12 protein-coding genes are annotated in these 11416 nt (G+C 30.8%); 5 read left to right on the top strand and 7 right to left on the bottom strand.

Features of this window, described 5'->3' with window-relative positions:
• Positions 1-113 precede the first annotated feature (113 nt).
• The 6 genes from ABNT61_RS04285 to ABNT61_RS04260 all read right to left on the bottom strand — a co-directional run bounded on the left by ABNT61_RS04285 (position 114) and on the right by ABNT61_RS04260 (position 6081).
• Positions 114-2252: a M1 family metallopeptidase gene (locus ABNT61_RS04285; RefSeq protein ID WP_348744992.1), complete on the bottom strand. Its 2139-nt coding sequence runs from the start codon at positions 2250-2252 to the stop codon at positions 114-116.
• A gap of 57 nt (positions 2253-2309) precedes the next feature.
• Positions 2310-2801 carry a DUF6702 family protein gene (locus ABNT61_RS04280; protein ID WP_348744991.1) on the bottom strand — a complete coding sequence of 164 codons (492 nt, stop codon included), beginning with the start codon at positions 2799-2801 and terminating at the stop codon, positions 2310-2312.
• Positions 2802-2857: 56 nt separating this feature from the next.
• Complete coding sequence (locus ABNT61_RS04275; RefSeq protein ID WP_348744990.1) at positions 2858-3652, bottom strand: hypothetical protein; 795 nt, start codon at positions 3650-3652, stop codon at positions 2858-2860.
• 82 nt (positions 3653-3734) lie between these two features.
• Positions 3735-4544 carry a hypothetical protein gene (locus tag ABNT61_RS04270; RefSeq protein WP_348744989.1) on the bottom strand — a complete coding sequence of 270 codons (810 nt, stop codon included), beginning with the start codon at positions 4542-4544 and terminating at the stop codon, positions 3735-3737.
• On the bottom strand, positions 4541-5305 hold the full coding sequence (locus ABNT61_RS04265) for a carboxypeptidase-like regulatory domain-containing protein (protein ID WP_348744988.1): 765 nt from the start codon (positions 5303-5305) through the stop codon (positions 4541-4543). The genes ABNT61_RS04270 and ABNT61_RS04265 overlap by 4 nt, the downstream gene beginning before the upstream one ends.
• Positions 5302-6081, bottom strand: a complete 780-nt coding sequence (locus tag ABNT61_RS04260; RefSeq protein ID WP_348744987.1) for a carboxypeptidase-like regulatory domain-containing protein — start codon at positions 6079-6081, stop codon at positions 5302-5304. Before ABNT61_RS04260 ends, ABNT61_RS04265 begins: the two co-directional genes overlap by 4 nt.
• A 204-nt stretch (positions 6082-6285) precedes the next feature.
• On the opposite strand from ABNT61_RS04260, the gene ABNT61_RS04255 reads away from it, so the two are divergent.
• Positions 6286-7500, top strand: a complete 1215-nt coding sequence (locus tag ABNT61_RS04255; protein ID WP_348712275.1) for a S8 family serine peptidase — start codon at positions 6286-6288, stop codon at positions 7498-7500.
• 80 nt (positions 7501-7580) lie between these two features.
• Here the strand turns inward: ABNT61_RS04255 and ABNT61_RS04250 are convergent, their stop codons facing one another.
• Positions 7581-8150 carry a hypothetical protein gene (locus tag ABNT61_RS04250; protein ID WP_348744986.1) on the bottom strand — a complete coding sequence of 190 codons (570 nt, stop codon included), beginning with the start codon at positions 8148-8150 and terminating at the stop codon, positions 7581-7583.
• A gap of 77 nt (positions 8151-8227) precedes the next feature.
• Between ABNT61_RS04250 and pepE the strand changes: the two genes are divergently transcribed.
• From pepE to ABNT61_RS04230, 4 genes are all read left to right on the top strand, one after another.
• Complete coding sequence (gene pepE, locus ABNT61_RS04245; RefSeq protein ID WP_348744985.1) at positions 8228-8941, top strand: dipeptidase PepE; 714 nt, start codon at positions 8228-8230, stop codon at positions 8939-8941.
• Positions 8942-8975: 34 nt separating this feature from the next.
• A complete protein-coding gene (locus tag ABNT61_RS04240) occupies positions 8976-9665 on the top strand; it encodes an NUDIX hydrolase (protein ID WP_348744984.1) in 690 nt (229 codons plus the stop codon).
• Positions 9666-9730: 65 nt separating this feature from the next.
• Positions 9731-10561 (top strand): ribose-phosphate diphosphokinase, encoded by an 831-nt coding sequence (prs, locus tag ABNT61_RS04235; protein WP_348744983.1) that lies wholly within the window; start codon positions 9731-9733, stop codon positions 10559-10561.
• 23 nt (positions 10562-10584) lie between these two features.
• Entirely contained in the window at positions 10585-11406 is an 822-nt protein-coding gene (locus tag ABNT61_RS04230; RefSeq protein ID WP_348744982.1) for a TIGR02452 family protein, read from the top strand.
• Positions 11407-11416 lie beyond the last annotated feature (10 nt).

Below are 11416 nucleotides of genomic sequence, written 5' to 3'. Positions count from 1 at the left end.
AATAAAATTAGTTAATGTTTACTATTGTTAAAATTTTTAACAAACCTTTATAAAAAAAGTGATAACAAATAAAAATGTTATCACTTTTTTAGAATTTTATAATGAATTATGTTTTATCCTTTAATCTTGTTCTTGAACTTACCGAATTTAGTTTCCTTATTTTTTGGCCAGCTATTATTTGTTGTATCAACATCAGCTGTTTCTAAATCAGGATCAATTTGAATATTTTTCACTTCTTTACTAGAAGAGAAAACTTTAGTAATCTCATTATCATTCAATCTCCAGATTTGCGCTGGATATTTTTTTCTTTCTTTAGTTCCATCAGAATATGTAAACTCAACTATAATTGGCATTACTAAACCACCTGGCTTATTGTACGTAATTTCATAGTGGAACTTTGATTTAGGATTCTTATTTTTTCCAAAACCTAATCCTTCAGATTCATCTTGGATAAAGTCAATATTACCGTATTTATCTTCTTTAGTATAATACTTTTTAACTCCTTTTATTCCAATATCGGTTACATCCGTTGTATAGAACCAACCTCTCCAAAACCAGTCTAAATCCATTGCAGAAGCATCTTCCATAGTTCTAAAGAAATCTGCTGGAGTTGGGTGTTTAAATTTCCAACGCTTAGAATACGTTTTAAAAGCATAATCAAACAATTCTGGTCCCATTACACTATTACGTAAAATATATAATGCTGTTGCTGGTTTACCATATGCATTGTTACCAAAACTATACACATTATCACCTTTCGACATAATTGGAGCAATTGTAGATTGATCTCCATCCATGTATTTAATAATGTTTTTAGGCAATCCTCTTACGATAGGGAAGTTTGGATCATAATCTAATTCTGCCATCATTTCAACAAAAGAATTTAAACCTTCATCCATCCAAGTCCATTTTCTCTCATCTGAATTAACAATCATAGGGAAGAAGTTATGTCCAACTTCATGAACAGTAACTTTAATCATTCTGTATTTAGTTCTATCAGAGTATGTCCCGTCAGGATTTGGTCTTCCTGGATTAAAACAAATTTGTGGATATTCCATACCCATTTGTCCATCAACAGAAATTGCTTTATGATATGGATAATCAAAAGTGTATCTAGAGTAAGTTTTTAATGTTTGCGCTACAGCTCTGGTAGAATGATCACCATATAAAGGATTAGCTTCTTTTGAATATAATGAATGTGCCATTACTGTTTTACCATTAATGTTAACAGCCATTGCATCCCAAATAAATTTTCTAGAAGTTGCAAAGGCATAATCTCTAACATTCTTTGCAGAGAATTTCCAAGTCTTTGTTTTCTTAGATTTCGTTTTTTCTTTTTTAGTTGCTTCAGCTTGTGTAACTATTAAAACTGGCTTGTCAAAAGTTTTTTCAGCTTTTGCAAAACGATCTCTTTGCTTTTTAGTTAAAACTTCATTTGCATTTTGTAAAACTCCCGTAGCACCTAAAATATGATCATCAGGTGTTGTAATATTTACATCAAAATCTCCGAATTCCAAAGCAAATTCACTTCTTCCCCAAAATTGATCATTTTGCCATCCTTCTACATTATCGTAAACACATAATCTTGGGTAAAACTGAGCAATTACGTAGTTATTATTATTGTCTTCAGGGAAGTGTTCAAAACCAGATCTTCCTCCTTGAGTTCTGTGGTTATTGATGTTATACCACCATTTAATATTAAATGAGAAAGTTCCTCCAGATGGAATTGCCTTTGGTAAATCAACTCGCATCATAGTTCTGTTAATTACATATGGTAGTTTACTACCATCTGTATTGGTAACTTCCATGATTTTAAATCCTCCATCAAAAGGTGTTTCAGGATAAAAACGTTCGAAACGCTTTTTACTGATTTTGCTAGGAACTTTTGAAGTCATAATATCCGGAGTTTTAGAATCAGCTGCACGCATGTTCTGATCTAACTGAACCCATAAATAAGGAAGAGCATCTTCCGAATTATTATGATATACAATATTTTCGCTACCAGTAATCCTTTGTTTTTCATCGTCTAAAACAATATCCATTTTATAATCAACTTTTTGCTGAGTATACTTCACACCAGGAGCTCCAGAAGCTGTATGTTTATCATTCGGGGTAGGTAAAAGGTCTTCTAGTTGTTTGAATTTATTTTCGTTAGTGTGCCCTTTTTGAGTTTTTCTTTGACGGTTTTGTCCATTAACAGTAAATGAACAAACAAAACAAATCAAAAGAAATGAGTAAAGAGTTCTTTTCATTATTTGTATTTATTAAAAGATTTGGTTGATAAAATTAAAGCAAAGAAACTGAATTTGTTAGTAATTTAACAAACCTTTATTATTTTCTTTAGTTAATATTAGGCTTTTCTTGGTATCGTTAATTGTAATTTTTACTAGATTTTGTTGCTCAGGGAAATGTGAAACTAAAACGTTATTCTCAATTTCAAATGATTCTATTTTTATAACATTTTCAATTTCTAGGTAGAAATAAACAATGTCACCGTCATATTCTTTTCCAATAAAGTTATAATCTGCTTTTTTGTTGTTTATAGTTATTATGTAGTTGTCTTTGAGGTAGTTGTGAAAATATTCGTCTACATTCTTTGGTTCGTCTTTAGTGGTCAATTGTAAGTCCACCCCTTGTTCTTTATTTATTGCAACTTCAATATCATCCATAAATACATTCATAATCATTTGAATAGAATTATTGGTTGTACTGTGCTTAATTTCAGTAAGAGCTAAGTAGTATTTATGTGCTGTGAAGGATAAAAATGAAATCCCAACAAATAGAATAAGTAATTTTTTCATGATTTGTAAATAACAAAAGATGAGCCAAATTACAGATTTTTTAGATGAACAGAATGTTATCCACCTAATTCTTTCAAATAATTAACACTTTTAATTCTTAAGTTTTCAATAACTTTTAAATGCTCTTCACGTTGCACATTGTTTTCTATTTCTTCATCTATACTGTAATTAATGAATTTAAGAACTTGTTCTTCTGGAATGTTAAGTTTATTAGTGAAGTTTTCCTTACCAACAATAGTTATGATTCTTTCAGGAAGATGATCTCTAAAAACTTGTTTTTTAATTCTTTGCTCTAATCTTTTTTCTTCTTTTGAAGTAAATAAAGAGAATTTTAAAAGTGTAAGACCTTCAAAAGCTAATACAGGGTCTGTTTTTCTTTCAGCGGCACTTTTTTCTGAAGCAGATGCCATGATAACATTATCCGTTGCTTTGGTATTTTCGAAATTTCTAGCCTTCTCTGATTTTGATTTTCCTTTGTTTTTTGGAGTTTTTTTAGAATCTGCAGATAAGGATTGTATCAATTGTGTCTTCTTAACTTCAATTTCTTCTAATATTTGCTCTTGTATTTCAAGCAGTATATTTATTTTTTTTCTACCCATGGAAATTGAAGATACCTTGATGTTCTTATCATAGTGTTGTATAGAGGTAATCTGTAAAATATCTCCTAATTGAGCATTGATATTGAAATACCCCTTGGTATCGGAAAATGTTCCTTCCATAGAAGTAATATTTACAACATGTGCGTTAGCTACAATTCCAATATTATCGGAAATTACTCCTTGAATTGTTGATCTTTGAGCGAAATTTTGAATGGTAATAAATAAGCATATAAAAAGAGTAATTTTTTTCATAATCGAAAGTTTTAAAAGAGATTAGCACCTTCAATAAAAATACGAAAAATTGAGCTGAATAACTATTATGCTTTAATTAATATTATTTATGCATATCATTAATTAAGTACTCTTTAGATTCTTTTGTCAATATCTCTATAACTTCTAAAATATTACCTTCTTGATACAGTTTTTCTATTCCTAGTGGATTGCAATATTCTAAAAAGTGATAGAACTTATTTTCAGGTATTTTTAGTTCTTTAAAGAAAAAGCGTTCACCTAATTCTTTTAAAATCAGACTTGGGAAGTTTCTCTTAAATTCGAATTTCTTTTTCTGCTTTCTTCTTTTTAAAATACTACCAAATGGAATAAACGCCCCTCTTAAACTCACACCTTCAAACCTTTGAGTTGGGTCTGTGATATTATTCAATTCTCTATTTAAAGTTGTAGCTTTGTGATAGTTTTTATTTTCCTCAATCTTTATTTCGGAAAAATCTAAAGCACTTCTAGATTTTACCACAGCTATATCTCTAGTAGATTGTGTAAGACTTCTTTTAAACGTGCCGAACATCTTCTTATTTGATACATTTACTTCTTCAAGTAAATTGTCTTTTAAATAAAGTTCTATTGTAAGAGATTTTTTAGTTAAAATATTATGATCTATTACTACTACTTTTTTGTAATGTTGAATACTTGTGAATTCAAGTTCAGTTCCCAAACTCACCTTTATATTGAAGATTCCAAGATCGTCAGAAAAAGTTCCTTTTTTAGAGGTTCTATTTAATATATTCACATTACTCACAACTCCAATTTTGTCTACCACCTTACCATGAATGGTAATTTCTTGGCCGTAAGAATAAGTGAATACTGAAATTATAGTTAATAACAATGATATGAATAGTTTCCTTTTCACAATGAATCTCTTTTAAAAAGAGTTGCTTGCTCTTTGAGAAAAGGAATGAGTGTTATGTCTCCCTTTTTGTACACTTCTTCAAAGTTTTTATCTAGGTGCATAAAGTAGATAAATCGATCAACGTTGATACTATCAATTTTAAGATCGTGAATTATATGAGTTCTGTAGTTCTTATCTATATAATTCATCTTAGTTTCATTTTCAGCAATTTCTCTTTGTTTTTTTAATACTCTCATTCTACCACTTAATGTATTTATTAATAAGCCAAGTGGAATAATTCCTGAGCTTGTGGAAGCCGTATGTATTTTTCTTTCAATTTGAGACTTTTTCTTAATGTATGGGTTAAACCCTAAATTTTTCATTACTTCTTCACGTTTCGTTTCTTTAGCAAATTTTGTGTCAACGGCAAGTGTTCCTGATAGTAATGTTTTTTTGATTTCCACTTCGTCTAATAAGTAATCTTTGGATTGGAGTTTAAGATTTAAAGTTTTGGTTTTGATCGTATTTAAATCAATGTATACTTCTTTTTTATAGTGCTGAATACTGGTAAATTCAAGTTTGTCTCCTAGTTTAACTTTTAAAGAAAAAAATCCTTCATCATCAGTAAATGTACCTTTTTTGGATTCCGTATTTAATATGTTCACATTCTTTACAATTCCAACATTATCTTCAATTTTCCCTTTAATGGTAATTTCTTGAGAATGAAGTAAAACTCCTTTAGTTAGAGTTATAATAACAAGTAATAAGAATTTCTTTTTCACAGGGAATCTTTTTTAAACAGTACCGCCTGTTCTTTTAAAAAATGAATGATTTTGATATCACCTCCGTTAAAAGATTCATTGAACTTAGTATCAAAATGACTGAAATATAAGAAGCGAGCGACTTGAGAAGAATCAATGTTAAGAGACTTTGTAATGAAATGCCTGTAGGTGTATTCCATGTACTTTAGTTTTTTTTCATTTTCAAGCAATTTTTTTTGTTTTTCTAGCATATCAATTCTCCCCGACATAGAGTTTATAATGTAATCTAGAGAAACCATAGCTCCTAAACCAATTTGAACTCCACCTGCATAAGCAGTTTTTATTTCACGATCTATTTTTGACATTTTCTTAGGAAAAGGATCAAACCCTAAATTTTCCATTACTTCCTGTCGATTACTTTTTCCAATGGATTTCGAGTCATTAGAAAGTATTCCTTGCAAGTCAGTTTTTCTAACCTCAACTTCTTCCAGTAAGTAGTCTTTAAGGTATAAGAATATCTTTAATTGATTATTTGTTAAGGCTGATTTTGAATACGTGAAGGTTTGATTGTGGTGTTGCACAGAACTAATCACAATAACATCGTCTGGTTGTACTTTAATTTTGAACTCACCATTCAATTTAGAGAACGTTCCTTGTTTTGTTGTTTTATTAACAATATGAGCGTCAGCTATGTTTCCCAATTTATCTGTAAGTACTCCAGATATCTCTATTCTCTGTGCGTAAACAGAGAAGCAGAAGATTGATAATAATAATGTTTTGAGTAATAGTTTTTGCATATAATTAGTTGATGTACAAATAAAGCAAGTGATATTCTTAAAAAATTATAAGAGGAAATTAAATATATGTTAAAAACATTAATGCAATTAAGTTGCTTTAATTGCTTTGTGAAAGCAATTTAAATTATGGATTTAAAAATATTTTTCTATTAAATGTTAAAAAAATAAATTTGCTTCAGATAAAAACCAAAAACCTTTCTAAAAATGAAAAAAATCAATTTCAAGGTTGCGATTTTAACAATCGCAAGTATGGGCTTTTTTGCCTGTAACAATGCAGAAGATGTAGCAACTCCCAATGCTACAGACGACATTTCTTCTGATTTTATTAAGAATCAGTACATCGTAGTACTGAAAGAAGGAACCTTAAAATTACCACAAACAAGAGGAACCAAATTAGCTTATGAAAACGAAATGGAATCCTTAAAAAAAGAAGTTGTAGCTGACTTCGAAAAATTAGGAGTTGAAGAAACTAATTTAAAAGGAACATTCGGATATGCTTTACAAGGTTTCGTAGCAGATTTAACAAAAAGAGAGTATGAAAACTTACTTGGAGATCCAAGGGTTGAATCAATTGAAAGAGATTTCCAAATTTCTCTTGAAAAGTATGACGATTCTCAATCTAGAGATAACTCTTCCGCTACTAGAGATTTCTTCCCATGGGGAATTGATAGAGTAGGTGGACCTGCAAATCCAATTAACAGAACTGCTTGGATTATTGATAGTGGGATTGACTTAGATCATCCAGACTTAAGAGTTAACACTGGTAGAAGTAGAACTTTTGTAACTACTGGTGCCGATGCTTCAAGTGCTGACGATAGAAATGGTCATGGTACTCACGTAGCAGGAACAGTTGGTGCATTAAATAACGGATTTGGAGTTATTGGTGTTGCACCAGGAGTTGATTTAGTTGGATTAAAAGTATTAGCAGGAAATGGAACAGGAGATTTCTCTTGGACAATTCAAGCTTTAGATTATGTTGCTGCAAATGGAAGAAGTGGAGACGCTGTAAACATGAGTTTAGGTCCACGTAGCAGATATACTGACAATGCTATTGATAGAGCTGTAAGAAACGTTGCTAATAGAGGAATTAGAGTAGTTATGGCTGCTGGAAATTCAAATGATGATTCTAGATTTTATTCTCCTGCTAGAGTTAATGGAACTAATATCTATACAATTTCTAATATGGATATCAACGAGAGAATTGCAGCTACTTCAAACTATGGTTCTCCTGTAGATTATGCTGCTCCAGGAACAGATGTATGGTCTACTTGGCCAGGAGGAAGATACAACAGAATTAGTGGTACTTCTATGGCTGCTCCTCATGTAACTGGATTACTTTTATCTGGTGGAGTTACATCTGATGGACGTGTTCGTTCGGATAAAGACAGTAATAGAGATTTAATCGCAGTAAGAAGATAAGATATTTGGATGCAATTAATCATGACATAAAAAAAGCTCACTTTTCGAAGTGAGCTTTTATTTTAAAATGTAGTATTTAATTAAAGAGCTGTAGAAACTTGCTTTTTTAATGTTAAATAAGCTGTAGCATTAACTTTAATAGTTACTTTAATTCCTTGTTGCTCTTCTTCAACAGTTTCGTTGATTTCAAACTTTAATTTCATAGTTTCTCCATCAAACTCAATAATTTTAGCATCACTTGCTAAGTTAGGAGTATCAGAGTTAGTAGGAGTAATTGTTAAAATCCCACCATTAACACTCCAAGTAGCAGATTCTAAACCATTTGCAGATGTAGTTGGAACTTCTTGAGTTTGAGATTGTCCTAAAATTTTAGTTGTAATTACAGTAGTATAACTACCTGTACCAGTTGCAGTTTTAGGATTGTCTGCAAAATCAACTTCAAAATCGAAATCTTTTCCGAAAGATGTGTACTCTGATTCAATTGACTGTCCAAAAGCATCAGTATTAGTTTTTCCATCAGATTTGAAATCAATTAAGTCCCATTTTCCAACAATTTCGCTCGCGTCTACATCAACTAAAGTTTCTCCATTGTCATCTGAACATGAAACAAATAAAGACATAGAAACGAATAATAAAAGTAATTTTTTCATAGTATAAAATTTAAAATTTTTAAGTGACGCGAATATAGGTTTTTTAATATTTTTGTTTGTACATAAATTTGAAATAATTGAAAAGATTAATAGTTGCAAGTACTTCTACTGTTCATGGTAGTGGTTACTTAGAGTATTTACTTCCTGAGTTAACAGTATTTTTTTCTAATATAGAAACTATCGTATTTATTCCCTATGCAAGACCTGGTGGTATTTCTTATGGTGAGTATACTTCCAAAGCAAAAGAAGCTTTTGCTAAAATTAATATTGAGGTTAAGGGAATTCACGAGTTTGATAACCCCAAAGAAGCGATTTCTAAAGCTGAAGCGTTTTTTACAGGTGGAGGAAATACTTTCGAGTTGGTCAATCAATTATATAAAAATGATGTGATAGATATCCTAAAAAGTAGGGTAGAATCTGGTATTCCATATTTAGGAACAAGCGCTGGAAGTAATATCTGTGGAATTACAATGATGAATACTAATGATATGCCAATTGTTTATCCGCCAAGTTTTGATACGATGGAATTTATTCCGTTCAATATCAATGCGCACTATTTAGATCCAGATCCATCTTCTAAACATATGGGGGAAACCAGAGAAACTAGAATTAAAGAATTTCATGTTTTTAATGAAACTCCAGTTTTAGGTTTACGCGAAGGAAGTTGGTTAGAAGTTTCTAATAATGAGATTAAACTTAAAGGAGAATTGTCTGCTAGATTGTTTAGAAAAGGTCAGAAGGCAGTTGAATTACCTACAGAAACTAAAATAACCAAAGAAACTTTAGCATAATTATTTGTAATTTTGTGTAAAGTAAACACAAAATATGCCTGCAATTCAAGATATTAAAGTAGCTGTTGATGCCGTTGTATTTGGTTATGACGCAAAACAACTTTCAGTTTTATTAATTAAAAGAGGTGTAGAACCTTTTAAAGATAGCTGGGCATTACCAGGAGGTTTGGTTATGGATGATGAATCGTTAGAAACTGCTGTGACTCGTGAATTGAAAGAGGAAACGGGTGTTCAGATTGATTATTTAGAACAGTTATATACTTTTGGAAAACCAGGAAGAGATCCAAGAAATAGGGTTGTTTCTGTGAGTTATTTTGGATTAGTAAGGCCAAACCATTTTAAAATTCATGCAGCTACGGATGCGAAAGAAGTAGAATGGTTTCCAGTGAAAGAACTTCCTGATTTAGCTTTTGACCACGGAACAATTCTAAATATTGCTAAAGAGAGATTAAAAGCGAAGCTACAGTATCAACCTATTGGTTTCGATCTACTTAATAAAGAGTTTCCATTCTCTGATTTAGAAAATCTATATACTACAATACTTGACCATAAAATCGATCGTAGAAATTTCCGTAAGAAAATTTTAAGCTTTGAAATTGTTGAAGAAACGGATAAAATTCATCAAAAGGGGAGTGGTCGTCCTGCTAAACTGTTTAAGTTTAATAATAAGAAATACAGTCAATTACTTAACGAAGGATTTCATTTTGAAATTAAGATAGTGTAAATTTTACACAAAATATTTTGTCAGTCTATTTTTATGTTTTAGTTTTGCGTAAAAATAACACAAAAATGATTTTAAATTTAGATCCATCTTTTCAACCACTAGGAGCAAACCAAATTGATTTTGAATCTTTTGTTTTTTCTGGAGGTGAACCGCACATTAAAATTAAAACAGATGTAAAGGATATTTCGGAAGTATCCGTTACCATGAGAATTAAATCATTTAATGATTTCGGATTGTTGATTTGTACTGTTGATGCTTTAAGAAGAAGTGGTGTTTCTATTATCAATGTGTTCATACCTTATTTTCCAGGAGCAAGACAAGATAGAGTTATGATTCCAGGAGAACCTTTAACGGTAAAAGTGTATGCAGAGATATTAAATGACTTATGTGTGGATAAAGTAATTGTTTTTGACCCACATTCTGAAGTTACGCCAGCAGTATTAGATAATTGTGAAGTCGTTACAAATTACACGTTTATAGAAAAGGTTATTCAAAAAATAGGAAAAGAAGTGTTGTTAATTTCTCCAGATGGAGGAGCATTGAAAAAGATTTATAAAGTATCGGAATATTTAGGGGGAATTGCTGTGATTGAATGTTCTAAAAAGAGGAATGTTACTAATGGAAAATTAGAAGGTTTTAAAGTATATGAAGAAGATTTACAAGGAAAAGACTGTTTAATAGTGGACGATATTTGTGATGGAGGAGGAACCTTTATGGGACTTGCTGAAGAATTAAAAAAGAAAAATGCTGGTGATTTATATTTAGCCGTAAGTCACGGAATTTTTAGCAAGGGAGTCGAAAGTTTACAGGAACATTTTACACAAATTTTCGCAACGGATAGTTTTAGAGATGTAGAAGGAATTATTCAATTAAAGTTGAATGATATATTGAATTAGTAAAGCAATTAAAAAGAAGAATTATGAAAAAGTCAACAAGAAAATTAAAAGCAAAAGAAACTTTAGAAATTATAGATAATGGGTATTATCAAAATGAAAAAGATAATACTAAGATTGATATATCAAAAGAAATAGAGTTTTGTATCTCAAATACAAAATACTATTCAAGTCAAGATTTGGAAAATGAATTGAATGAAGACCAAGAAGTTAAAAGTGATCGTGTTACAGAGTTCGAGGTAAAACACGAAGATTCAGTAAGCTCAATCATTAGGTTATCTGAATACAGTAAAACAATGTGTTTAAATTTTGCTTCGGCTAAAAATCCTGGAGGAGGATTTTTGAATGGAGCTTTAGCTCAAGAAGAAAGCTTAGCAGTATCATCTGCTCTGTATGGTTCACAAATGAGTGTTTTCGATTTTTACGAAACTCACAGAAACATGAAATCTTGTATTTATACCGATGGTATGATCCATAGTCCGGAGGTTCCTTTTTTTAGAGATAAAAATGGAAAACTATTAGCTACACCTGTTAAGTGTGGAATAATTACATCTGCTGCGGTTAATTTGGGGGTAGTTAAACTCAGGGAAGTGGAAGTTTTAGATCAAGTACCTGCTATAATGAATAAGAGAATCGAAAAACTTTTAACCTTAAGCGAAAAGTATAATTACGAGACATTAATTCTTGGTGCTTGGGGATGTGGAGTATTTCAAAATGATCCTAAGGTTATAGCAAAATTGTTTCACCAACAATTCAATGGAAGATTCAAGAATAAATTTAAGAAAGTTGTTTTTGCCATTTATTCTAGAAATGAAAAGTTTATTGAAGCTTTTACCGAATTATTTTAACTATTAAGAA

Origin of the sequence: Tenacibaculum sp. 190524A05c (assembly GCF_964036595.1) — a bacterium.
Lineage (GTDB): Bacteria > Bacteroidota > Bacteroidia > Flavobacteriales > Flavobacteriaceae > Polaribacter > Polaribacter platacis.
This window is presented reverse-complemented; position numbering and strand designations above follow the sequence as displayed.

Coding starts and splice junctions, on each gene's coding strand:
- ABNT61_RS04285 (WP_348744992.1), bottom strand. CDS start 2,252: ATGAAAAGAACTCTTTACTCATTTCTTTTGATTTGTTTTGTTTGTTCA.
- ABNT61_RS04275 (WP_348744990.1), bottom strand. CDS start 3,652: ATGAAAAAAATTACTCTTTTTATATGCTTATTTATTACCATTCAAAAT.
- prs (WP_348744983.1), top strand. CDS start 9,731: ATGATTTTAAATTTAGATCCATCTTTTCAACCACTAGGAGCAAACCAA.
- ABNT61_RS04255 (WP_348712275.1), top strand. CDS start 6,286: ATGAAAAAAATCAATTTCAAGGTTGCGATTTTAACAATCGCAAGTATG.
- ABNT61_RS04250 (WP_348744986.1), bottom strand. CDS start 8,150: ATGAAAAAATTACTTTTATTATTCGTTTCTATGTCTTTATTTGTTTCA.
- ABNT61_RS04240 (WP_348744984.1), top strand. CDS start 8,976: ATGCCTGCAATTCAAGATATTAAAGTAGCTGTTGATGCCGTTGTATTT.
- ABNT61_RS04280 (WP_348744991.1), bottom strand. CDS start 2,801: ATGAAAAAATTACTTATTCTATTTGTTGGGATTTCATTTTTATCCTTC.
- ABNT61_RS04260 (WP_348744987.1), bottom strand. CDS start 6,081: ATGCAAAAACTATTACTCAAAACATTATTATTATCAATCTTCTGCTTC.
- ABNT61_RS04230 (WP_348744982.1), top strand. CDS start 10,585: ATGAAAAAGTCAACAAGAAAATTAAAAGCAAAAGAAACTTTAGAAATT.